A 23,418-nucleotide genomic window follows, 5' to 3' on the forward strand; every position below is an offset into this window, starting at 1 on the left:
TTATTTTAAAAAATGTTACAGGCCTTCCTGTATTAGCTTTATATCAAGTGATAAAAGCCCATGTCAAGAACTTAACGATTAATTTGGGCGATTTTTGCCTAATTTAATGCGTAGTCAGCTGATTTGCGTCTTCTGAGCCTTCTTTTGATACGTTTGCTAGCTCCGCCGCGTTACCCTGTAAAGGTTTCGGCGCAGTTTCCAAAGCCAAGTCTAAGACCTGATCAATCCACTTTACTGGATGGATGGCAAGACTACTTTTGATATTATCTGGGATCTCAGCCAGATCTTTCTCATTGGCCTCTGGAATTAATACCGTTTTGATGCCACCACGGTGTGCAGCCAGCAGCTTTTCCTTCAATCCGCCAATGGGTAACACTTCCCCACGTAAAGTAATCTCCCCTGTCATCGCCACATCTGAGCGTGCAGGGATGCCCGTCAGCACAGAAACCAGTGCTGTAGTAATGGCAATGCCTGCGCTTGGGCCATCTTTAGGCGTAGCACCTTCTGGCAAGTGAATATGAATGTCTTTTTTCTCATAAAAGTCTTCATGAATCCCCAATCCGCTTGCACGACTTCTCACCACGCTCATCGCCGCCTGTACAGACTCTTGCATCACATCACCCAACTTACCAGTTGTAATGGTTTTGCCCTTGCCTGGCAGCACAACCGTTTCAATGGTAAGCAGCTCACCACCTACAGAGGTCCATGCCAAACCAGTCACCTGCCCTACTTGATTCTCTTTAGCAGCCACACCAAAATCATAGCGTCTCACGCCTAAGTATTGATCCAAGTTTTTGGGTGTTACATTGACTTTTTTAGGTGCAGCCTTGCTCTTATCTTGTTTTAGCAACAGCTCTTTCACCACTTTACGGCAAATTTTCGCAGCTTCTTGCTCCAAGCGTCGTACACCCGCTTCTCTGGTGTAGTAGCGCACAATGTCGCGAATCACAGATTCAGGCACATTAATTTCAGTCGCCTTTAGTCCATGCGCCTTTAACTGTTTAGGGAACAGATAACGTTGTGCAATATTTACTTTTTCATCTTCGGTATAACCAGCAAGACGAATAATTTCCATACGGTCTAACAATGGTGCAGGAATATTCATGCTATTGGCAGTCGCCACAAACATCACATCCGATAAATCATATTCGACTTCCACATAGTGGTCAGCAAATGTGTGGTTTTGTTCTGGGTCTAATACTTCAAGCAAGGCAGATGAAGGATCGCCGCGCATGTCTTGCCCCATTTTATCCACTTCATCTAATAGAAACAGCGGATTCTTCACACCAACCTTAGTCATGCTTTGCAACACTTTGCCCGGCATAGAGCCAATATAAGTGCGGCGATGACCACGAATTTCAGCCTCATCACGCACGCCACCCAGTGCCATGCGCACAAATTTACGGTTAACTGCTTTGGCAATACTTTGACCCAGCGATGTTTTACCAACCCCTGGTGGGCCAACTAAGCATAAGATAGGTGCTTTCAGCTTACCAACGCGTTGCTGTACCGCGAGATACTCTACAATACGTTCTTTCACCTTTTCTAGGCCGTAATGATCTGCATCTAACACTGCTTCAGCCGCTTTTAGATTTTTACTGATTTTGGTTTTTTTCTTCCAAGGAAGGTTCACCAATGTATCAATGTAATTACGCACCACTGAAGCTTCCGCTGACATTGGTGACATCATTTTGAGTTTTTTCAACTCAGCACTAACCTTGGCCAATGCTTCTTTAGGCATCGCAGAGTCTTTAATGCGCTGCTCGAGCTCCTCCATATCGGCATTTTCGTCGTGCTCGCCGAGCTCTTTTTGGATAGCTTTGACTTGCTCATTTAGGTAGTATTCACGCTGGCTTTTCTCCATCTGGCGTTTGACGCGTCCACGGATACGTTTTTCCACCTGAAGGATATCAATTTCAGATTCCATCAAGTAGAGCAGATGCTCCAAACGCTCGATCACACTCAGCATTTCTAATGTTTTTTGCTTTTCTTCAAGCTTTAAGGTCAAGTGTGCTGAGATAGTATCGGCCAAACGACCAGGATCATTGATGGTTGCCAATGACGTGAGTATTTCCGGCGGAATTTTTTTGTTCAACTTCACATATTGATCAAATTGCGTGAAGACTGTGCGCATTAGAGCCTCAGCCTCGCTATCTTTGTCATCGGTCTGCTCTACTTTTTCCGCAAGTGCCATAAAGCACTCTTCTGTCTCCACAAAGCCAGATACGCGTACGCGGTGCAAACCTTCTACCAATACTTTAACGGTACCATCAGGTAATTTAAGCATTTGCAAGACAGTAGCCATCGTGCCGATTTCATATAAATCATCGGCATCGGGATCATCTTTATTGGCAGATTTTTGTGCGACCAGAAGAATTTGTTTATTGGTGTCTGAGGCGATTTCTAGCGCCTTGACAGATTTTGCTCGGCCTACAAATAGTGGAATCACCAAATGTGGATAGACCACAACATCACGCAACGGCAATAATGGGATGAGCGCGCTCTGGTCTTCGGAAGATACTTGCAAAGTTTGTTCAGTCATAAATTCTTTCAATTGAAAACAAAGGGAGCGATATCACCAACTCACCCTTGTGTTTAAATGGGGAACATTCTTTGGTAGTTCAAGTGGTACAACTTAAATATATACCAGTTGCGTAGTATATCAATAGCTAATTCAAGTAATTTAACAAAATCTCGAACTAGCCTGCGTTTTCTACACGTTTTTCGGCTTCAGAATAAATCAGGATAGGTGCAGACTCTTCGTTAATTACACCTTCATCAATCACCACTTTGCTTAGATTTTCGATAGAAGGCAACTCGTACATAATATCAAGCAAAGCATGCTCTAAAATAGAACGCAAACCACGGGCACCCGTTTTACGCTCTAACGCCTTTTTGGCAATCACATGTAAGGCGGACTCTCTGAACTCCAGTTCGACACCTTCCATTTTGAACAGTTTCATATACTGTTTAGTTAATGCATTTTTCGGCTCAACCAAGATAGTCATTAACGCTTTTTCATCAAGTGATTCCAGTGTAGCCACTACCGGCAAACGACCGATAAACTCAGGAATTAGGCCGAACTTGATCAAGTCTTCAGGCTCCACTTCGCGTAGCACCTCACCGACTTGACGGATATCATCTTTGCTCTTCACTTCTGCGCCAAAACCAATGCCGCCTTTTTCTGAGCGATGACGGATCACTTTTTCTAGACCATCAAACGCGCCACCGCAGATAAACAAGATATTGGTGGTATCCAACTGCACAAACTCTTGATTAGGGTGCTTGCGTCCACCTTGTGGAGGTACTGAGGCAACAGTTCCCTCAATCAGTTTCAGCAAGGCTTGCTGTACGCCCTCGCCAGAAACATCGCGGGTAATAGACGGGTTATCTGACTTGCGTGAGATCTTATCGACTTCATCAATATACACAATGCCGCGCTGTGCTTTTTCAACGTCATAATCACACTTCTGCAATAGTTTTTGCATGATGTTTTCTACGTCTTCACCCACATAACCAGCCTCAGTCAAAGTGGTTGCATCAGCCATCACAAACGGCACATCGAGTAAACGTGCAAGCGTTTGCGCAAGCAGTGTTTTGCCGGAGCCTGTAGGTCCAATCAACAGAATGTTACTTTTCTGAATTTCTACGTCATCTTTAGCTGTATTTTCAGAAATGTGGTTATGGCCTAATCGTTTGTAATGGTTATATACCGCAACAGACAGGTTTTTCTTGGCTTGAATCTGACCAATCACATATTGATCCAATATCGCGCAGATTTCTTGCGGCGTTGGTAATGATTTGTCGGTGGCTTTAATATCATTGAGATTTTGAATTTCTTCACGAATGATGTCGTTACATAAATCCACACACTCGTCGCAAATAAACACAGAAGGCCCAGCGATGAGCTTTTTCACCTCATGCTGACTTTTGCCACAAAATGAGCAATAGAGTAATTTTTCGCCTTCAGCTTTTGTTGCCATGCTTAATTCCTAAATTCAACTACTTTAAAAAATATATCGTTCTAAGCCGCGTCTGTGCGGGCAGAAATCATTTTATCTACCAATCCGTACTTCACAGAGTCTTCTGCGCTCATAAAGTTATCACGGTCGGTGTCATTGGCAATGGTATCTACTGGCTGACCCGTATGATGCGCCATGATCTTATTGAGCTTGTCTTTTAAATACAAAATTTCTTTGGCATGAATCTCAATGTCAGATGCCTGACCTTGGAAACCGCCTAAAGGCTGATGAATCATGACGCGTGAGTTGGGTAAGCAAAAGCGCTTACCTTTCGCACCTGCCGTTAATAATAGCGCACCCATGCTAGCCGCTTGGCCGATACATAAGGTGCTGACATCAGGCTTAATAAACTGCATGGTGTCATAAATAGCCATACCAGCCGTCACGGAACCACCAGGTGAGTTAATATAAAGCGAAATGTCTTTATCTGGATTTTCAGCCTCTAAGAATAGTAACTGGGCAACAATCAGGTTGGCCGTCATGTCATTCACTGGGCCTACTAAAAAAATCACACGCTCTTTTAACAGCCTTGAGTAAATATCGTATGAGCGTTCACCGCGTCCACTTTGCTCAATGACCATCGGGATATAACCCAACCCTTGTGGTTCAAAGATCTCTCTTGTGTTAGTCATAAAACTGCTCATACCTTTCACCATTATGCGCCTGCCATTAATTCGTCAAATTTGATTTTTTTATTGGTTACTTTTGCTTGATTCAATACCCAGTTCACCACGTTCTCTTCTGTAGCTAGCGCCGCTGGCTCATCCAAGCGTTTCACATCGGCGTAATACCAGCTGACCAACTCTGCTGGCTTTTCAAAGCTTTGTGCAAAAGTATCCACCATTGCGCGAATTTGATCCGGTGTCGCTTGCAAGTTATTGGTATTCACCACTTCAGCCAAAATTAATCTTAATGCAGCATTACGCTTTGCTTGCTCTTCAAACATTGCTGGCTCAAGCTGAATCGCTTTTGGATCCATGCCGCGTTGCTGTAGATTTTGCGCAGTGACTTGCATTAAACGGTTAATTTCAGAACCTACAATCGCTTTTGGCGCTTCAAACTCTGCCTCAGCAATCAGCGCTTGGAATACAGCCTCTTTTACGCGTGCTTTTACACGTTTTTCCACTTCTTGCGTCAAGCTTGCTTTGATTTCAGTTTTCATTGTGTCGATATTACCGTCTTCCACACCTAAGCTTTTAGCAAACTCAGCATCTACAGGAGGCAATACTGGTTGCGACACTGTATTGAATGTCACTTCATAGCTGACTGTCTTGCCAGCCAACTGTGCCGGATTGTGATCTGCCGGATACGCGATCTCAAATGTTTTTGTTGCGCCTGCTTTACCACCTAGTAAAGCATCATCAAAGTCTGCCATACGACCAGGCTCACCTACCACCAAATCAATACCATTATCGGCCGTTCTTTCCACTTCTTTACCGTCAATAGAGGCAATCAATGCAATGTTAATACGATCACCTTTTTTGGCGGCACGTTTCACAGGCTCAAAAGTCACGCGCTGTTTCACCAACACGTCTAATGTTTTTTCAACATCAGCATCCGCAACTTCCAATGCTGGCTGCTCAATTTTCACTTTAGATAAGTCTTTTAATTGAATTTCTGGCAGCACTTCAAAGGTTGCGGTGTATTCAAAATCTTGCGCAGCTTCAGCAAACGGCTTGTGCTCGATGTTAGGGAAACCTGCAACACGCAATTTATTCTCTTCAACCGCATCACCAAAGCTAGTTTCTACTGCTTTGGAATACACTTCATCACGTACTTGATCCCCATAGTGTTGATTCACAAGGCCGATAGGTGCTTTTCCAGGACGAAAGCCCGCAAATTTTGCGGTGCGTGAAATTTGACTTAGACGCTGTCTAATTTGTCCTTCAAGCGGTGCCAAAGGTACTGAAATCGTCATACGACGTTCTAAATTACTAATTTTTTCAACAGATACTGCCATGTTGCATTTCCTGTAAAAGTTCGTTCAATTGAACGGTTGGTTATGGTGGCGCGATAATGACATCGCACATGTAGTTAAATCGACTTCAAATTGTTTTTGCTTGTAACGCCTAACCAATATGAGCAGGCAAGCGATAAGCGCAAAAAATAGCACTAAAATATATCACAAGTCGCCTCTGAAATAAACTCAAGCGTATAAAGTTATCTGTAGTTTGGCGTGTATCAATAGCAGATTCAAGCCTTAGGCAAGACTCACAATCGCCTCAATTTCCACCAGTACATCTCTTGGCAACTTAGCCACTTGTACTGTTGAACGTGCTGGCGTATGACTGCCAAAGGCTTCGCCATAGATAGCATTCATAGTTGCAAAGTCATCTAGATTTTTCAAAAACACCGTGGTCTTCACCACTTTGGATAAATCTGCACCGGCTTGTTGAATAATGGCTGATAAGTTGGCTAACACTTGTTGCGTTTGCAATGTGATATCACCTTCTACCAATGTGCCATCTGGGCGCAAGGCAATTTGACCTGAGGTATAGAGCACTTGCCCAACCACTACGCCTTGTGCGTATGGGCCGATGGCAGCTGGTGCATGTGGAGTTTGAATGATTTGCATAAATATCCTTATATGTCAGTACATCAACGATTCACAAAAGTTCATCGCATCACACTAGGTTGTTGCTGATGCGCTTGCTTTAAAAACAACAAAGGCCTCTCCTAAGAGAAGCCTTGTCATGGTGCGAAAGGAGAGACTCGAACTCTCACGCCTCGCGGCGCTGGAACCTAAATCCAGTGCGTCTACCAATTCCGCCACTTTCGCATGCGCTTGCTGTTACACATTCGCTAAAGACGCTATTGTATCTCAAGTTTGGTCTTTCGGAAAATAAAACCTGCGTAAATGCGGTTTCACCTTACTGAACATTGACAAACCAAGGCGTTAAAATGCACTATGTTGTTTCACTCAAATAAATAAATCTGTAAAGAATTAAGAAAAGTCACTATGTCCAATACCCAACAAATCGCAGAAAGCAATATGCTGCGAGCCGAATTAGAGCTTTTGATGAAAGAGCGCGAGACCCTTTTGATTATTGCTGGGGCTGCTGCTGGGTTGATTGCTGAGCTCAATACCGCAGATTTACCAATTCGCACAGTAGAAGCTGCCGATTTACTTGCGACCACCATCAACAAGTTACCTGAAGAGTCGCTTCAGGATGCCTTAAATGCGGTGCATGCCACCATTGATCATTAAGTACTAACGGCTTTGTCAGGCGAGTGCTTTCGCATGCAACCCACTTTCCGCAACACGTTCAGCATTTGCTCAATCACCTTAATTCTATTGGGTTGTGCGCATCAAACCTATTTCGCCAAACCATTAGATGCAGCACAATCCGCACGCAAATTATCACAAAAATCTTTAGATAATCCGGAGTTTAGAGCTTACCTAGTTAGAAACGGTGTGGCGGACACGGCTATTCCTTTTCAATCTTGGGATTTAAGTACACTGACGCACACCGCCCTGTTTTACCACACTAACTTAGTGGTAGTAAAAGAGAAATTGGCGCTGGCGGAATACTCTATCCAAGCCGCAGGATTAAAACCAGCCTTAGGTATCAACGGCACCATCGCCCGCAGTGATCGTGCCAATGGTGACATCAACCCGATGTCATATGGCTTACAGGTAGACATTCCATTTGAAACAACTGCCAAGCGTGCCGTAAAAGTGGAAGAGGCTCAGCATTTGGCAGAAGTTGCAAGGATGGATGCTGCAGAAATCGCATGGCAACTGAGGCATCAGCTACAAATTGACCTCATTGATTACCGAGCACATCAACATCAACTTACTTTACTGCAACAAGAAGTTGCACTTTACCGCCAACTGGTCGATATGCTACAGAAGCGTGTCGCCACAGGCTTAGGCTCCAATACAGAACTTGCACAATATCAACTCTTATTGCAAAAAAGCCAGATTCAATTACGCAATGAATCAGCTAAAACTGATGGGTATAAGATTAAACTCGCAGCAGATACAGGCTTGAGCTACGCACAGTTTAATATCATTCCTATTGCCCCTTTGACAGAGACTATTACAGCACAAGCACAATCTGAAATAACGGCACAAACATTACAAACTGATGCACTGACTAACCGCATTGATATTAGACGAGGGCTTGCGCGCTACGCGGTAGCTGAATCCAAATTAAAATTAGAAATCGCCAAACAAGTACCTGATATCACTTTAACACCGGGCTATATTTTTGAATTTGGTGACCGTATTTGGTCACTTGGCTTGGGTACACTACTCAACTTACTTCAGCAACAGCCAACGCTTATTCATGAAGCCGAGCTGCTCCGAACCATCGAAGGCGCGCAGTTTGAGGCCTTGCAAGCCTCAGTTATTGCGCAAGTGGAACAAGTGCATGCACAGTATCAACTCGCCATCACTACATTCGAGCACGCAAAAGAGTCGCATGCAGCACAGCGCCTGTATATTGCAAGTATACAAAAGCAGTTTGACGCTGGCTTGATTGACCGTGTAGCCCTCACACAAGCACAATTAGTGCTAAGCGTTGCCAACCAAGACCTGAATAATGCGACGTTTGATGTGCTGAAAAAACGCGCGCTGCTGGAAAATGTAGTGCAACGGCCACTCCCCTACGATAATGCAACTTTACGCACGGTAAAGCATGATGAATAAAAAAATTACACTAATAATTGGGTTACAAGCGCTGATTATTGTCACGCTATTTTGGGTCTTGGTCTTTTATAGTAAAGACGAGTATGAGGCCTACCAAAGCGAACAAGAAGAGGAAATCGAAAGCCCAAACCGGGTCACAGAAAAAGAAGGTATTAGTACGGTAGCGCTCTCGCCAGAAACGCAAGCCAACAGCGGGATCACCTATAGCAAGGTACAAAAGATCGCCTATCAAGGTGTGGTCAAGACTTACGGCAGCGTTATCTCTATCGATAAACTGGTTGAAGCGAAGTCACAATACATTGCCTTATCTACAGAGCTGCAAATTGCAAAAAGCAGCAGCCAGCAACTAACATCACAGTTTCAGCGCTTAAAAACGCTCAATGAAGATGACAAAAATATCTCAGACAGCGCCGTGCAAGAAGCACAGTCGCAACTCCATGCCAACCAAGCAAAAATTCAAGCTTTGGTACAACAGCAGCAAAATCTGAAATCAACGGTTCAACTACAGTGGGGTGAACCGTTGACGCAACTAGTGGTTGGTGGACAGGGTTCGCCACAAGTCAATCAATTACTTACTCGTCAAAATGTGTTGGTACAGGTCAGCCTGCCCATTACTGCTAACACACCTGCGGCTGGCGATAGCATTCAAATCATCTCACTAAACGAGCGCGCTGCCAGTGTAAAGGCACTATATATCTCGCCAGCGAGTACCGCAGACATTAGCGGTATAGGCAAAACCTATTACTATAGTGCGCCAGCAGAATCGCTACGCGTGGGCATGCGGGTACACGTAGTACAAGCCAACCGTACGCAACTGCAAAACGAAGGTGTTGTCATCCCTAGCAGTGCAGTGGTTTGGCATGCTGGCAAACCTTGGGTTTATGTGAAACAAAAAAACAATCAATTTATCAGGCAACCTATTTCGACAGACACAGAAATTGAAGAAGGTTGGTTTAACCAAAACATTGCTGCTGGCAGCCAGGTAGTGACCAGTGGAGCACAGCTACTACTCTCGGAAGAGTTTAAATATCTGATTAAAAATGAAAACGAGGATTGATATGTCTATATCAACCCAAATTTCCGTGCAGATGCCTATTGCAAAGCAGTGTGATGCCGTCACGATAATGAGGATACATGGCTAATGCATTTGCTTGAAAGCACCCCATCATGATGTCCGCCATTGTTCGTTTTTCTATCCGCTTTTATGGTGTGATAGTTGGGCTGGCCATCCTGATTGTATTGTATGGCTTATACAGTCTCACTCGTAGCAATCTAGATGTATTTCCGGAATTCTCCCCTACGCAAATCATCATTCAGACCGAATCCCCGGGACTGTCTGCAGAGTTAGTAGAGTCGCTAGTCACGCAACCGATTGAGAGCAGTATATCTGGTACGGTGGGCGTGATTAACCTGCGCTCACAGTCAATTCCGGGCTTATCGATTGTGACCGTAATTTTTGATGAAAAAACGGACATATACCGTAATCGGCAAGTGGTGGCAGAACGCCTAAGTACAATTGCTAATCAACTACCCAGAGGCATTGTACCCAACATTACCCCACTCACCTCTTCTGCCAGCACGGTGTTGGGCTTTGGTGTCACCTCTAAAACGCTCAATTTAATGCAGTTGCGTACACTGGTCGATTGGACGATTACGCCTCATATGATGGCGATTCCAGGCGTGGCTGACGTGAATGTATTTGGTGGCCAAGTCCGACAGTTTCAGATACAGATTGACCCAGACAAACTGGTGCGTTATCAACTCAACCTCAATGATGTTGTGCTTGCTGCACAAAAGGCGACTGGAGTGAGCGGTGCCGGTTATATCCAGAATAACAATCAACGCATTATCATCAATACGCAAGGTCAAGCGACCGATGCTAAAACACTGGCAAAAGCAACGCTAGTCCACCAAAACGGCGTGACCATTCAGCTAGGTGACATCGGTCGTGTGGTGGAAGGACCAGCACCATCGATCAGTGCTGCGGCTATTAACGAAGAAATTGGCATTTATCTATCCGTGCAAGGCCAGTTAGGTGCAAATACACATGCCGTGACACTAGCGATTGAGTCTGCATTGCAGGAGTTAAAGCCCCACCTGCAAGCACAGCATGTGACCTTACATGAAGGCCTATTTAGACCCGCCAATTTTATTGAAACCGCTATTGACGGTGTACGTACCGATATTCTGATTGGTTCAATACTGGTCATTTCCATTTTATTTTTATTCTTATTTAATGCCCGTACCGCATTTATTTCTGCAACAGCTATCCCACTGTCATTGCTCACAGCCATTGTTATCATGAGCTATTACAACGTGGGCTTGAATATTATGGTATTAGGGGGCTTGGCCATTGCGCTGGGCGAGGTGGTCGATGACGCAATCATCGATACCGAGAATATTTTTAGGCGGCTGCGTGAAAACCGCGCATTGGCGCAACCGCGGCCTATCCATAAGGTAGTGTTCCAAGCCTCCATGGAAGTCCGTAGTTCCGTAGTATATGCCACCATCATTGTGGCACTTGTGTTCATGCCTCTACTTACCCTCTCTGGTGTCGCAGGCAAATTATTCGCCCCATTGGGGTTTGCTTATATTGCGGCCATTTTGGCGTCACTGGTTGTCGCCCTCACGCTCACGCCGGCGCTCTGTTACATGATGTTGGGGCATGCCAAATTAGAGACCGAAGACTCACCCATTATTAAATATATCAAACGCAACTATATCCAACTGTTGTATGTCATCGAGAAAAACTACAAAGCCATTATCACTATCAGCTTCATCACCATTGCCATGGGGTTAGGTGTACTTCCACTGTTTAAAAATCAATTTATTCCAGCACTGCATGAAGGCCACTTCATCATGCATATGACTGCAGTTCCGGGCACATCGGAAGAAGCATCGTTACGGCTTGGCCAAAAAGTGTCTAGCACAATCAGGAAAATCGATGGTGTTAAATCTGTGACCCAATGGGTTGGTCGCGCGCAAAACGGTGCAGACACATTTGGCACGCACTATAGTGAATTTGAAATTGAGATTGGTACCTTGGCAGGTGAAGAGCAAACGCGTATTTTGAACGATATCCGAGAGGCATTGGGCGGAGATCCAGAAGATGTAGATAACGATGGTATTGCTGAAGTAGGATTTGTCGGCGCCAACTTTGCTATTAACACTTTCCTTACCGAACGTATTGAAGAAACCATTTCCGGTTATGCGGCCAGTACAGTTATTAACATTTATGGTGATGATTTGGATGCGCTGGATCGTGATGCGCAAAAAATTGCGGGGGTACTCAATGCCACCAAAGGTGCAACTGATGTGTTGGTACAGTCTCCTCCAGGCACCCCACAAGTAGTGATACGGCTCAGACCTGACCAACTTGCAGTCTGGGGATTGCATCCAACAGATGTATTGGACACGATACGTGCAGCGTATGAAGGCGTGCCTGTCTCACAAATATACCTAGGTAGCCGTGTTGTTGGCTTGAGTGTGTTGCTTGATTTAGAAGCACGGGACGATATTGGTGATATCAGCCGCATTCCGCTGTTTAATGCAGAGGGCAAATTACTACACCTCAACGATATCGCTTTCATTACGCAAGAGAATGGGCGCTCTAAAATATTACATGCGGGCGCAAAGCGTATTCAAACCGTCACTGCCAATGTAGAAAATAGAGACCAAGACAGCTTTATACGTGAGCTGAAAAAACGAATTAAAACTGACATCAGTATCAGCCCCGGCAACTACCTTGAGTTCACCGGAGAAGCTGAGGCCAATGCACAATCCAGAGAAGATTTGATTGTCCATTCACTCTTGGCCGGCGTGGCAATTTTCCTGATGCTATACATTGCATTTGGTAAGTTACGCAATTTATTACTGACCTTTGCTAACCTACCTTTTGCCTTGATTGGCGGGGTATTGGCAGCACTATTTACCGGCGGCTGGATATCTCTTGGCTCTTTGGTTGGGTTTGTCACTTTGTTTGGTATTACCTTGCGCAACTCCATCATGATGGTGTCGCATTTTCAGCATTTGGTCGATGAAGAAAATTGTGTGTGGAATCTAGAAACCTGCATACGGGGCGCGTCAGAACGCTTGCCCTCGGTGCTGATGACAGCCTTAGTCACTGCACTAGGCTTGCTGCCTTTGGCAGCAGGTAGCGGTCAGCCCGGTAGAGAAATCGAAGGGCCAATGGCGACGATTATTGTGGGAGGATTGATTACTTCCACCATGTTGAATTTACTGATTTTACCGACCATCATGCTGCATTTTGGTCGCTTTGAGAAATCGCAGCAAGACTAAGCTTCGCTGTAATCAGCATCTTAATGCGTGAGCAAGTGCCCCACTTGCCGCAAGGATGACTCCTGAAAACCATTAGAGAATGCAGTGTAGTCACCTTTGTAAGCCACCCATGCCTTTACTTGGCTATCCGCATTAAAGTGTGAAAATGCGGTGTCTATCACACCTTGGTCAATCATCTCTTCTAGACTAGCCGTGTGAGATGGTGGCTCAGATTTAACCAGTATCAGATGCTCTGCGGATATTTTTTTGGCTAGCCATAGCGCCAAACTGTCAGAAGACACATCCCAACTATGCGGAATATCATCACCATCCGTCATGACCATTTTACTAGGCATCCAGACAATGCCGCGGTGTTGCCAACTGCGTTCTGCAATTTCCAGTTCGCTATGTGCGGGAACCAGCATAGGTACTTGATCAATCAGCAGCGTTCCAAATTGGTTCATCGCACTGACCGCCAGTGCATGTGCACAGGCATCAGTCATGGGCGTTTGCTGGGATACACTTCTGACCACATCAGCAAATACACCACCACCTGGCACGATAACCACTTGCCCATCGCCATACTGCGCCACCAACTTTAGCCAGTGCTGCAACTCATCCGACCCGAGAAGGCTGCCCCCTAATTTAATCACCCACACGGATTTCCCCTTAGAATACGCTGTTGTTTTGCCAGTTATTATCTAGCTTATACAAAATATTGCCGGGATCATTGGCCTAATATACGGCCAATTACGCGTTAATTATTGTTTTAAATCTGTTTTAAATCTAAAGTATCACGCTTTTTGTCATACTCACGTATGGTTTTACTCAAAATATCCATGGTCGTCAGGAAATTAGAGGCTTTATCTAAGGTTTCTTTATACTCTTTTTCGTAAGTGGAATCAGCCACAACACCACCGCCAGCATAAAAATGAATCTGCCCTGCAATAACCACGGCGGTACGAATAGCAATATTGATGTCCATATCCCCATCAAACCCAATATAGCCTATCGCGCCACAATAAATGCCTCGCCTATGCGGCTCAAGCTCTTCTATGATTTCCATTGCACGCAATTTGGGCGCACCAGTAATTGATCCGCCAGGGAAGCAGCCACGCAGTAAATCCAAAGCTGTATAGCGATAATCCAATACGCCAGTGACGAAACTCACCAAGTGATGCACATTGGCAAAACTTTGCAGATTAAACAGCTTTTCAGCTTTGACACTACCGCGTTCACACACTTTGCCAATATCATTACGCAGCAAGTCAACAATCATGACATTTTCAGCGCGGTCTTTCAGGCTCGTCACTAACTCAATCGCACTTTGCAAATCTTTATCAGGGTCTTCAAATCGAGGGCGTGTACCTTTAATTGGGCGTGTTTCCACTTGCTGACCAATCAGTTGCAAAAAACGCTCCGGTGAGGCCGACAGCACTTGTAAGGACTGCTGGTTACCAAAGCTTAAATCCATATATGCCATAAACGGCGCTGGACTAATTGCTCTTAAAGTGCGGTAGCACTGCCAGCTATCGCCGTCAACTTCAGCAGAAAAGCGTTGTGCCAAATTAACTTGGTAGCAATCCCCTTCTTGAATATAGTGCTGCACTTGCTTAAACGCTTGCTCGTATGTTTCTGCATTAAAGTTTGAGCGTACTGCAGACGTAACTTGAAAGGTAGCAGTTTCCTCGTGTGCGGCTTGCTCACACAGCGCGCACAATGTATGCCAAACATCATTGCTGGTATAAAACTGATGTGAGACGATATGCGTAGTCTTAGCACGGTGATCCACCACAATCGCCCAATCGTAAATACCCACCATCATTTCCGGCATTTGTGTGTCATTGGCGGCAATACTAGGCAATTGCTCAATGCGTCGCCCTAAATCATAAGAAAAATAACCTAGAGCACCACCGGTAAATGGGTAATCACTATGCGCACTGGGCGTGCGTTGTAGCGTTTGCTTAACCAAAGTAAACGGGTCTTCTTCAGAAATGGTTTGTTTGCCCGCATGTTCAACCACCGTTTGCGACCCTGTGGTGACAAAGGTCATGGCCGGGTCTGCCACTAATATGTCATAGCGCCCAAACTGACTCGCCGGCAATTGGGTGTCTGCGTGCAACATTTGTGCGCTGTCTAAGAACATCGGCCAGCGCATATGCTTAATGCGTGCAAATAATTGTGCACTGTCGTGCTGATAAGGCAGTGCATGTTGAATTAACGCCATGCTATGCCGCCAATCTCGCTACTGCATAAGCAGGAAAGCAATTAACGGCTTGTTGATGCGTAGTTGCATCTTTAGCTTGCACCAACTGCGCGCCATGAATAAACGGACGTTGTAATTCGTCAGCAAGCTCACGACACAAAAACGTACCGATGCCCACGCCGACTATGGGGACAATGGCATCGGTAAGTTGTGCGTTCAATGCTGTCATGATTAGGTTCTTTTGTGTTTGTTTAAACTGCTGTGCAAGTGTTTTCCAATCAGTCAAGGTAGCATCCTCCACATCGTGGCCAATCATGCGCGCTAGCCGTCTTGCCGTGCTCAGAGGGGACCGATCTTTGCCATCGGCTGTCTCTGCCAAGTCCACCTCTGCTGGTAACTGCTCCAATAAGCGGTACACATCTGCACTGGTTGCAAAGTACTCAGCGGCCACGTAGTAACGGCGGTGATTAAACATCATAGTTGGACCCAGCGCCATGAGTGGTGTTCTCACAATACCAGTATAAATTAAGCCATGGTGCGCCATCCTTTGTGCATCCGTACACCCCACATCCAGCAAACCATGCTGCTGAATCGGAATAACGTCAGTGGTGGTGCTGCCAATATCCACAAACAAACCATCCGCTACTGTCTGTGCAATAAACGCTGCACTGGCATGCCAATTCATGGAAGCTATAGCGCCCGTGTTAGATTCTACCTCAGTGTGAGATAACCAACCCGTTTCTCCTGCATAAAATCTAGCATCCGCGCCCAACTGCGCATGCACTACCCTAGCAATCTCGCACACACCAGTATGGCGATTGGGAAAGTAATCCACCAACTCCCCAGTCATGGTTACCGCAGACACCACGTTGGACGGCAACAATGCTTGTATCTGTGCCATCGACTGCACCAGCTCTTGTGGCCCACGCCACAGTGGGCAAGCCAGTTGATATACCTGATGCGCCAGCCCCTGCGCATCAACCAATGCAGCCTTGATATGCGCCCCACCAATATCCCAGCCGATTGTATAGTTATCTTTACACATAAAACTCTATTTGCTCTCGTTTGATTTCTGGCATTGAAAACGTAGGTGCCAGCATGGCATCCATCACCATAGCCGCAGGGTTGCACCCCATGGCTTGGTGCAAGTGTACGTAACTTGTAGTTAAACGCGGGTTGATTTCGACAATCGTTACCCCTCTCGCCGTTTGCGTATCTAGCAATAGGTCCACCCCAAAATACCCGATCAAGCCAGGTACGGCAGCCTTAATGTCGTTTGCCAGCAATTTCAATTGTGGCCAATAAGCGCTCGCGCCATTAATCCTGCCGCCGGTATAGCTTAGCTTTCCATCCTGCAACAGCATCCATTGTAAATTACAACTCAACACCACCACCTCATCTTTTAACCCCAACACACAAATACTCGCAGGCTTACCCGAGATATAAGGCTGAATCACATGTGTTTGCTGGCGCTGCTTGTCTTGAGTAAACCAAGTTTCAAGTGCAGCCATTTGATTAAATACATAGGTAGATGCGCACCCTGCACCATCATTCGGCTTAACTACCCAAGCTGGGTTGGCATCTGGAATCCATTCCGAAAAAAAATAAGTAGGAATAACAGGCAAATTAGCACGCCCTAACACTTGCGCGGTAAGGTGTTTTTGACTCGTTACGTGAATCGTTTCCGGAACGGGGCCGATCCAGCGCGCTTGCAGGCTATGCGCCATCTCCGCCAATTGATACAAAATACCATCTGTCTCTGGTGCAACAACCCACACAGCATCAGCCTCAGCCATGCATTCACGCCAAATTTCCCATACATCGCAGTGACCGTCCACAGCAATGCTGCGCACCTTTGCATTAAAGGGAGAAACACGACTGTCGTAGGTGGTCACTAACTGCCAGTCCTCAAGTTGGTCAAGGTCTCTCAGCAATGCATCTCGCATCAACATACCCTCTTGGGCCAAACTCTCTGGCAATGCAGCCCCCACAAAGCCACCGCCAGTGATAAACTCACATACAAATAAAGTTTGTTGTGATTTCATTGTGCATATTATTCCTGTGATTGATTTACTGAATGGTGTTGTTGTACACGCCAAGCAAGGGCAGCGCCATCAGTATCAACCGATTCAGTCGTCACTCACCACCTCTACCAAGCCGCTAGATATTGTAAAGGCTTTTAGAGATATTTATCCGTTTGACACGCTCTACATTGCCGATTTAAGTGCAATACAACACCTGCTGGGTACACCTAGCAACCATCGCCCCATTATTGATAATATCCTTGAGGCATTCCCCGACCTAACGATTTGGATCGATGCCGGCATACAACAAGCAAGTGATGTGCAGTCTTGGCATCATCCTACGGTAAAGTCGATCATTGGCACAGAGAATATGCGGCAGATGGATGACTACTTGGCCATTGCACAGGGATATTCTGAGCATATTGTGCTATCGCTAGACTTTATGCCAAATGGCTACCAAGGTCCTAGCGCACTTCTCCAGCAACATCAGGCTTGGCCCCAAGATGTCATTGTGATGACACTGAATCAGGTGGGCGCGCAATCGGGTGTTGATATCGCCACGCTCAACAAAGTTATCCGCGTGGCTAACAAACAGCGTATTTACGCTGCCGGTGGCGTACGCAATATGCAGGACTTGGCACAACTAAGCACCATGCGTATCCATGGCGCCTTGATTGCCACAGCATTACACAGCCAACACATCACTGGTGCAGACTTATGTGCACTCCATAGTGCGGATACAAAAAAGCCCGAGTAAGCTCGGGCTTTTTAATACGGACAAACCGTTGATGACAAGCAATTACTCTAAGTTAGCATGAATCGCGCGCATACCTTCTTCGGTTAAATCTTTAGCAAAAATCAAATCAGCAATCGCCGCTTCGAGGAATACTAATGTTGAAAGCTCAAATTGTGAGCCCATCGGCATGCCTTTAGTGAGTGGGAAGCTGCTATCGTTACCAATTTGAACTACTAAATCAGCAACATCCGCCATGGCAGATGATTTTTTCATTGAAATCACCACTAGTTTTGCGCCCACAGATTTAGCTTTTTTAACGAATGGCAATAGTGTTTCCGTGCCGCCAGAGCCAGAAACCAACACCAATAAATCGCCTGCTTTAATGGCAGGCGTCACGACTTCACCAATCATACTGACGTTATACCCTGCATGCACTAAACGCATGGCAAAAAAACGTGATACCAATAGTGAACGACCTGCGCCACCAATGAATGTACGACCAGCTTCTTCAACCAGTTTCAAAAGCTCAGCAGCTTTAGAATTGTCTGTTTCTGACAGGATGCTAGTTAATTTATTTAAAATCAATGACTGACTATTGCTCATAATATTTCCTTATTTAGTCTAGGCTTACGCGCCACAATTAGATAAAAAAACCCGACACATTGCTGAGTCGGGCTTTTTAAAACTCACATCAATAATTGCTTATTGACACAGCGTTTAATTTAAAAGGCAATTAAGCGTGAGCGATTTTTGTGATTTCTGCAGCAGAAGCAGCAGGATCAGCAGCACCGTAGATAGCAGCACCAGCAACGATGATAGTCGCGCCAGCATCACGTACTTGAGCAGCTGTAGCAGCTTTAACGCCACCAGCAACTGAGATCTCAACACCTAAGTTCAAACCAGAAACCAATGCTAAGTCAGCAAATGGTGTTTGGCCAGCAGCTTGTTGGTCTAAACCAGTGTGCACGCCAATGATGTGTGCGCCTAATTTAGCAACTTCTTGTGTGCGTGCTTTTTTGTCAGCAACGTTGATCAAGTCAACTTGTGCTTTTTTGCCGTATTTGTTAGCAACGTCGATTACGCCTTTGATTGTACCGATATCTGCAACGCCTAATACAGTCACGATGTCTGCACCAGCTTTGTAGAATGGCTCAGCTTCGTAGAAGCCAGCGTCCATTGTTTTCAAGTCAACTAAGATTTGGTTGTTTGGGAATTTAGCACGTAATGTTTCTACCAATTTGATACCGTTATGCTTAATGCATGGTGTACCGATTTCTAAGATGTCTACGTGTGGAGCAACTGTAGCTGCTAATGCAACTGTTGCGTCGAAATCTAGTGAATCTAATGCCATTTGGGTTTTAGCCATGGTTTTCTCCAAAGTTAATAAATATGTTTTTCTAAAATGCTAATTTCTAGCGAATTACAGAATTTAAGCAGGACGCTCATGTTAAGTGCCCTGCTCAATTATGTCAATGTTAAAGCAGCTTAATTACAACCATATGACCCATATGGGAATGGTTTAATTCCCGCGAAACTTATAGTTTTGCGCTTAAAGCAGCCTCTAGTTTGTTTTGATCAGCAACAAAGCCACGAATGCCTTCTGCTAATTTTTCTGTTGCCATTGGATCTTGATTTAATTCAAAACGGAACTGTTCTTCAGTCATTTTAGCTGGAGCTTCTTTTGTTTTGCCGCCATCTTTTAATACTTGTACTAAAGTACCTTCAGTCGCTGCTAAATCTTGCAATAAGTTTGGTGAAACTGTTAAGCGGTCACAACCAGCCAAAGCGATCAACTCGCCAGTATTACGGAATGAAGCGCCCATGACTACAGTTTTATATCCGTGCTCTTTGTAGTATTGGTAGATCGCGCGCACTGAAACTACACCTGGGTCTGTTTCTTGTGTGTATGTTTCACCAGTTTTAGCCTTGTACCAGTCTAAGATACGGCCAACGAATGGAGAGATTAAGAATACGCCAGCTTCTGCACATGCACGCGCTTGGCCGAAACCGAATAACAATGTGAGATTACATTGGATGCCTTCTTTTTCTAAGATTTCACCCGCTTTAATGCCCTCCCATGTAGAAGCTAATTTAATCAACACGCGGTCTTTGCTGATGCCTGATTCAGCGTAAAGCGCGATTAATTTACGGCCTTTAGCTACCATTGCATCTAGGTTGAATGACAAACGTGCGTCTACTTCTGTGGAGATACGGCCTGGTACTACTTTAGTGATTTCTGTACCGATTAACACAGCTAATTTGTCAGCCGCATTTTCGATTTGTTGCTCTTTTGAGCCGCCTTGCGCTTTTGCATAAGCAATTGCAGTCTCAATCAATGGCGCATATTCTGGGATTTGACTTGCTTTTAAAACAAGTGATGGATTGGTTGTTGCGTCCACAGGTTTAACGCTTTTGATTGCTTCCACGTCACCGGTATCGGCTACGATTGTTGTCATTGCTTTAAGTTGGTCTAATAAATTTGCCATTGCATCCTCCTAGAAAATTGCTTAACTTGATTGCGCCAAAAATTTAAGCTTAGCATTATAGCTTAATTTACCTAAGATGCATGGACAACTTACACAAGAAATAAAAGCAAATCCTAGCAGAGACAATTGAAAAACATTGTTAAGTGGCTTGTGTCGCTATAACGCACCATGAATAATGGCAACCATCATGAGAGTTTGGTGTGGTGTGTGATGTCAATCAGCGAAGACGATATTGCTAGCAATGCCCTTTCGTTACTTGGGGCCAGCAGCACTTGGGTGTTGGTGCGTCATCAATGGCTCATTGATAATATGCGTAGCATACTCACCGGCGAGCCTCCACCTCCACTTGAGCACCTCTATGAATTTGACGTGATCATCCCCAAGGATTTGAAGCTTCCAGACAATCTGATTCTCAGCTTCTTAGAAGTCAAACACACACTAGAAACTTTATGGCATAACACCGTCAAGGCTACACACCCCCTTTCAGGAAAAACCTTACTTGAGCAACTGGATCAATATCAGCTGCGTGCTCATCACTTTATGCAATCTACCAAAGAGGCTAATCAGCATTTGTGGCATGAATTCACCATGCGGGATTCGCTTACGGGCGCATGGTCAAGACTCACACTGCAAGCCAATCTGACGCAAGAGCTTAAACGCCACAAGCGCTACCTCACACCATGCTCAATTGTGCTGCTGGATCAAAATAATTTCAAATCAATTAATGACTGCTGGGGACATGTCACTGGCGACCAAGTGTTGGCAAAAACAGCCAACATCATCGAAAACAACTTAAGAATTAATGATCAGTTATTCAGGTATGGCGGTGATGAGTGGTTAGTGCTAATGCCAGCTACCACTGCAGGGATTGCCGAAGCTGCCATGCGACGTATTAGTCAATTTGTGGAATCACATGCGTTTCAATCCCCCTCTGGCGAAGTGTTTCATGCAGGATTTAGTTATGGCATTGCTGAATCAGCAAACTTCCCTAGTGTTGATGATTGGATATCTGCGGCAGATCGTGAATTGTATTCAAAAAAGCAGCGTTTAACTGCGTAAAAGCACCGCCTACATGCATCATTCTTCCGAATGTGGCTGAAACTCAATGATAGGAATGCGCAAACTAAATGTAGTCGGCTGCTCCAAATCACTCTCCACCGCAATTGCACCCCCATGTTTTTCAATCACAGTTTTGACGAAATATAAGCCCAATCCAACGCCATCTGCAACCTCATCATTAGGCTTAATGCGCGAAAATCGCTTAAAAAGATAACGCTGCTCATCTTTAGATATCCCCGCACCATCGTTAGTTACAGAGAACAATACACTACGCTTATCAGCGTCCACCTTAAGCGCAATGCGTACCGTTGAGTCTACCGGCCCATATTTCACCGCGTTCAATATCATATTGAGCAATGCGCGATGGAGTAAGCCAAAGTTACCTAGTACCCATACCATGCCATCTACCAAGACGCGGCTGAGCTCTATATCTTTCATTAAGGCCACCTCATAAGCATCATCAATCGCTTGATGCACAAGGCCAACAAAATCAATTTCATTAAACTGCGCAACATCCATCATTTCTGCGCGTGAGGCATGCAAAAAGCCTTCTGCCAAACCTAATGCTTGCGACAAAGGGCTATGTAATTGAGGCAGCATATCTGGATGCTGTTTCAGCGTCATCAGTGCACTCACAATAGGCGCACGCAAATCATGTGAAATAAACGCCAACGTTTCTTTTCTATCGTTTTGTAAAAACCTCAACTGCTGTGAGGCAGCGCGTACTTGGTCAATGCGGGTATCAAATACATCATAATGTTCTATCGAATGCTCGGCAGTTTGCACAGGCAGCGCAATGAGGTTTTCTCGCAAATAGGCTAACTCAAAATCAAGAAACCGTTGCGCGGCCTCCAGCTTTCGCCAGCTCCATATGGGGTAAGCAATCATCAGCGCCACCAGCGCTGCTGCTGGCGGCATCCACACGCCAAAAAACTTGGGCACCATGCCAGAAATTAATGTAATCAAAATCAGAAAAAGCAATGTACATACAAAACCCGGCAAAGCAGGCAATTTGGGCATCCACAACAAAGGCATCAGGGCGACAGCTACCACAATCAATGTACTCAACCACAATGGCATAGACTGTATTAACCGGTCATCTCGAATAGAAGCGAGCACGTTGGCATGAAACTCTACACCAGCCATGGGCTGACCCCTTCCAGAAACTGGCGTAGACAGCAAATCATTCATGCCTAGTGCTGTAGCACCTACCAGCACAATTTTATCTTTGAATAACCCGGTAGGAAACTCCCCCTTTAATACTTGCGCATACGAAATTCTAGGAAAATGTCCGGGTGGTCCAATAAAGTTAATTTTCCTCTGGTCTTTCCTCGCTAATGTAAAAGGGTTCACTTTGGGATCAAACGCTAAATCGAAGCGGTTTTGGGTGGGTTTATTTTCCGCCACATTGAGAACCGCCTGTGCAAATAGCTGCCAAGTGGGGGTACCCACGCCTTCAAACAAGTACACACTTCTTGCGATACTGTCTGCATCAAGCACTGCGTGCACGCTGCCCATATCAGCACTATGCTCAATTAAGCTTGGTAAAGGTAGTGTCTCTATGATTTGACCATTGGCACGCGTAGTCTCTAACAATACTGGCAACACCACTTTTTTAGACTGCGTAATAGCTTCTGCTAACAATGCATCTGCATCCGGAGATTGCAGCTCTTGTTCTGAGAAAACAATATCCATGCCAATAGCAGCGGGCTGTTCTGCATTGAGCCGTTGGATTAATTGCGCATGGGTTGTTCTTGACCAAGGCCAGCGGCCAAGTTGAGATAAGCTATATTGGTCTATTGCAACAATAATGACATCATCCGGCAGCGCTTGCGGCACTATCTTTTGACCAATATCGAAAACCAAGTAATCCACCCGGTCCAACACATGTGTAAGGTGAATAACGAGTGTAAGCACCAGCAGAATTAGCGCCGAGGACGCTAAATCATTAAG

Annotated in this window: 19 protein-coding genes and 1 tRNA gene; 6 read left to right on the forward strand and 14 right to left on the reverse strand. The window is 45.2% G+C overall.

Annotated elements, in window-relative coordinates; all coding sequences use genetic code 11:
* Positions 1-103 precede the first annotated feature (103 nt).
* From lon to A3Q3_RS0102670, 6 genes are all read right to left on the reverse strand, one after another.
* Positions 104-2,542 carry an endopeptidase La gene (gene lon, locus A3Q3_RS0102645; RefSeq protein ID WP_020182020.1) on the reverse strand — a complete coding sequence of 813 codons (2,439 nt, stop codon included), beginning with the start codon at positions 2,540-2,542 and terminating at the stop codon, positions 104-106.
* Between the two features lie 157 nt (positions 2,543-2,699).
* Positions 2,700-3,983, reverse strand: a complete 1,284-nt coding sequence (clpX, locus tag A3Q3_RS0102650; RefSeq protein ID WP_020182021.1) for an ATP-dependent Clp protease ATP-binding subunit ClpX — start codon at positions 3,981-3,983, stop codon at positions 2,700-2,702.
* Positions 3,984-4,024: 41 nt separating this feature from the next.
* A complete protein-coding gene (clpP, locus tag A3Q3_RS0102655) occupies positions 4,025-4,654 on the reverse strand; it encodes an ATP-dependent Clp endopeptidase proteolytic subunit ClpP (RefSeq protein ID WP_026361712.1) in 630 nt (209 codons plus the stop codon).
* 23 nt (positions 4,655-4,677) lie between these two features.
* Positions 4,678-5,982, reverse strand: coding sequence for a trigger factor (gene tig / locus A3Q3_RS0102660; protein ID WP_020182023.1), 1,305 nt, complete (start codon positions 5,980-5,982; stop codon positions 4,678-4,680).
* A gap of 240 nt (positions 5,983-6,222) precedes the next feature.
* Positions 6,223-6,597, reverse strand: a complete 375-nt coding sequence (locus tag A3Q3_RS0102665) for a RidA family protein (protein WP_020182024.1) — start codon at positions 6,595-6,597, stop codon at positions 6,223-6,225.
* Positions 6,598-6,716: 119 nt separating this feature from the next.
* A tRNA-Leu gene (locus A3Q3_RS0102670) sits at positions 6,717-6,801 on the reverse strand.
* 180 nt (positions 6,802-6,981) lie between these two features.
* Between A3Q3_RS0102670 and A3Q3_RS0102675 the strand changes: the two genes are divergently transcribed.
* The 4 genes from A3Q3_RS0102675 to A3Q3_RS0102690 all read left to right on the forward strand — a co-directional run bounded on the left by A3Q3_RS0102675 (position 6,982) and on the right by A3Q3_RS0102690 (position 12,975).
* Positions 6,982-7,230, forward strand: coding sequence for a hypothetical protein (locus A3Q3_RS0102675; protein WP_020182025.1), 249 nt, complete (start codon positions 6,982-6,984; stop codon positions 7,228-7,230).
* A 33-nt stretch (positions 7,231-7,263) separates the two neighbouring features.
* Positions 7,264-8,676: a TolC family protein gene (locus tag A3Q3_RS13535; protein ID WP_020182026.1), complete on the forward strand. Its 1,413-nt coding sequence runs from the start codon at positions 7,264-7,266 to the stop codon at positions 8,674-8,676.
* Positions 8,666-9,733 carry a hypothetical protein gene (locus A3Q3_RS0102685; protein ID WP_232418337.1) on the forward strand — a complete coding sequence of 356 codons (1,068 nt, stop codon included), beginning with the start codon at positions 8,666-8,668 and terminating at the stop codon, positions 9,731-9,733. Before A3Q3_RS13535 ends, A3Q3_RS0102685 begins: the two co-directional genes overlap by 11 nt.
* Positions 9,734-9,843: 110 nt before the next feature.
* Positions 9,844-12,975: an efflux RND transporter permease subunit gene (locus A3Q3_RS0102690; RefSeq protein ID WP_020182028.1), complete on the forward strand. Its 3,132-nt coding sequence runs from the start codon at positions 9,844-9,846 to the stop codon at positions 12,973-12,975.
* A gap of 20 nt (positions 12,976-12,995) precedes the next feature.
* Here A3Q3_RS0102690 and A3Q3_RS0102695 read toward each other — a convergent pair whose 3' ends face one another.
* The 4 genes from A3Q3_RS0102695 to A3Q3_RS0102710 all read right to left on the reverse strand — a co-directional run bounded on the left by A3Q3_RS0102695 (position 12,996) and on the right by A3Q3_RS0102710 (position 17,205).
* Positions 12,996-13,613: a hypothetical protein gene (locus A3Q3_RS0102695; protein ID WP_020182029.1), complete on the reverse strand. Its 618-nt coding sequence runs from the start codon at positions 13,611-13,613 to the stop codon at positions 12,996-12,998.
* Between the two features lie 110 nt (positions 13,614-13,723).
* Positions 13,724-15,181: an aminodeoxychorismate synthase component I gene (gene pabB / locus A3Q3_RS0102700; protein WP_020182030.1), complete on the reverse strand. Its 1,458-nt coding sequence runs from the start codon at positions 15,179-15,181 to the stop codon at positions 13,724-13,726.
* Between the two features lies 1 nt (position 15,182).
* Positions 15,183-16,205, reverse strand: coding sequence for a hydantoinase/oxoprolinase family protein (locus A3Q3_RS0102705; RefSeq protein ID WP_020182031.1), 1,023 nt, complete (start codon positions 16,203-16,205; stop codon positions 15,183-15,185).
* Positions 16,198-17,205 carry an ATP-grasp domain-containing protein gene (locus A3Q3_RS0102710; RefSeq protein ID WP_020182032.1) on the reverse strand — a complete coding sequence of 336 codons (1,008 nt, stop codon included), beginning with the start codon at positions 17,203-17,205 and terminating at the stop codon, positions 16,198-16,200. The genes A3Q3_RS0102705 and A3Q3_RS0102710 overlap by 8 nt, the downstream gene beginning before the upstream one ends.
* A 1-nt stretch (position 17,206) precedes the next feature.
* Here A3Q3_RS0102710 and A3Q3_RS0102715 point away from each other — a divergent pair, with 1 nt between their 5' ends.
* On the forward strand, positions 17,207-17,941 hold the full coding sequence (locus tag A3Q3_RS0102715; protein ID WP_020182033.1) for a HisA/HisF-related TIM barrel protein: 735 nt from the start codon (positions 17,207-17,209) through the stop codon (positions 17,939-17,941).
* A gap of 42 nt (positions 17,942-17,983) precedes the next feature.
* Here A3Q3_RS0102715 and hxlB read toward each other — a convergent pair whose 3' ends face one another.
* The 3 genes from hxlB to tal form a co-directional block, all read right to left on the reverse strand.
* On the reverse strand, positions 17,984-18,523 hold the full coding sequence (gene hxlB, locus A3Q3_RS0102720) for a 6-phospho-3-hexuloisomerase (RefSeq protein WP_020182034.1): 540 nt from the start codon (positions 18,521-18,523) through the stop codon (positions 17,984-17,986).
* A gap of 130 nt (positions 18,524-18,653) precedes the next feature.
* The gene (gene hxlA, locus A3Q3_RS0102725) at positions 18,654-19,286 is read right to left on the reverse strand and encodes a 3-hexulose-6-phosphate synthase (RefSeq protein ID WP_020182035.1); all 633 of its coding nucleotides are present in this window, start codon (positions 19,284-19,286) and stop codon (positions 18,654-18,656) included.
* Positions 19,287-19,455: 169 nt separating this feature from the next.
* Positions 19,456-20,406 carry a transaldolase gene (tal, locus tag A3Q3_RS0102730; RefSeq protein ID WP_020182036.1) on the reverse strand — a complete coding sequence of 317 codons (951 nt, stop codon included), beginning with the start codon at positions 20,404-20,406 and terminating at the stop codon, positions 19,456-19,458.
* Between the two features lie 168 nt (positions 20,407-20,574).
* On the opposite strand from tal, the gene A3Q3_RS0102735 reads away from it, so the two are divergent.
* The gene (locus A3Q3_RS0102735) at positions 20,575-21,465 is read left to right on the forward strand and encodes a GGDEF domain-containing protein (RefSeq protein WP_020182037.1); all 891 of its coding nucleotides are present in this window, start codon (positions 20,575-20,577) and stop codon (positions 21,463-21,465) included.
* Between the two features lie 18 nt (positions 21,466-21,483).
* On the opposite strand, the gene A3Q3_RS0102740 is transcribed toward A3Q3_RS0102735, so the two are convergent.
* A complete protein-coding gene (locus A3Q3_RS0102740) occupies positions 21,484-23,382 on the reverse strand; it encodes a CHASE2 and HATPase_c domain-containing protein (protein WP_232418339.1) in 1,899 nt (632 codons plus the stop codon).
* Between the last annotated feature and the right edge of the window lie 36 nt (positions 23,383-23,418).

Origin of the sequence: Methylotenera sp. 1P/1 (assembly GCF_000384355.1) — a bacterium.
Taxonomy (GTDB): Bacteria; Pseudomonadota; Gammaproteobacteria; order Burkholderiales; family Methylophilaceae; genus Methylophilus.

Bases quoted from the DNA above. Each gene is read 5' to 3' on its own strand.
- A3Q3_RS0102690 (WP_020182028.1), top strand. From the start codon at position 9,844: ATGATGTCCGCCATTGTTCGTTTTTCTATCCGCTTTTATGGTGTGATA.
- A3Q3_RS0102710 (WP_020182032.1), bottom strand. From the start codon at position 17,205: ATGAAATCACAACAAACTTTATTTGTATGTGAGTTTATCACTGGCGGT.
- hxlA (WP_020182035.1), bottom strand. From the start codon at position 19,286: ATGGCTAAAACCCAAATGGCATTAGATTCACTAGATTTCGACGCAACA.
- clpP (WP_026361712.1), bottom strand. From the start codon at position 4,654: ATGACTAACACAAGAGAGATCTTTGAACCACAAGGGTTGGGTTATATC.
- A3Q3_RS0102735 (WP_020182037.1), top strand. From the start codon at position 20,575: ATGAATAATGGCAACCATCATGAGAGTTTGGTGTGGTGTGTGATGTCA.
- hxlB (WP_020182034.1), bottom strand. From the start codon at position 18,523: ATGAGCAATAGTCAGTCATTGATTTTAAATAAATTAACTAGCATCCTG.
- A3Q3_RS13535 (WP_020182026.1), top strand. From the start codon at position 7,264: ATGCAACCCACTTTCCGCAACACGTTCAGCATTTGCTCAATCACCTTA.
- clpX (WP_020182021.1), bottom strand. From the start codon at position 3,983: ATGGCAACAAAAGCTGAAGGCGAAAAATTACTCTATTGCTCATTTTGT.
- A3Q3_RS0102685 (WP_232418337.1), top strand. From the start codon at position 8,666: ATGATGAATAAAAAAATTACACTAATAATTGGGTTACAAGCGCTGATT.
- A3Q3_RS0102705 (WP_020182031.1), bottom strand. From the start codon at position 16,205: ATGTGTAAAGATAACTATACAATCGGCTGGGATATTGGTGGGGCGCAT.
- tig (WP_020182023.1), bottom strand. From the start codon at position 5,982: ATGGCAGTATCTGTTGAAAAAATTAGTAATTTAGAACGTCGTATGACG.
- tal (WP_020182036.1), bottom strand. From the start codon at position 20,406: ATGGCAAATTTATTAGACCAACTTAAAGCAATGACAACAATCGTAGCC.
- pabB (WP_020182030.1), bottom strand. From the start codon at position 15,181: ATGGCGTTAATTCAACATGCACTGCCTTATCAGCACGACAGTGCACAA.
- A3Q3_RS0102665 (WP_020182024.1), bottom strand. From the start codon at position 6,597: ATGCAAATCATTCAAACTCCACATGCACCAGCTGCCATCGGCCCATAC.
- lon (WP_020182020.1), bottom strand. From the start codon at position 2,542: ATGACTGAACAAACTTTGCAAGTATCTTCCGAAGACCAGAGCGCGCTC.
- A3Q3_RS0102675 (WP_020182025.1), top strand. From the start codon at position 6,982: ATGTCCAATACCCAACAAATCGCAGAAAGCAATATGCTGCGAGCCGAA.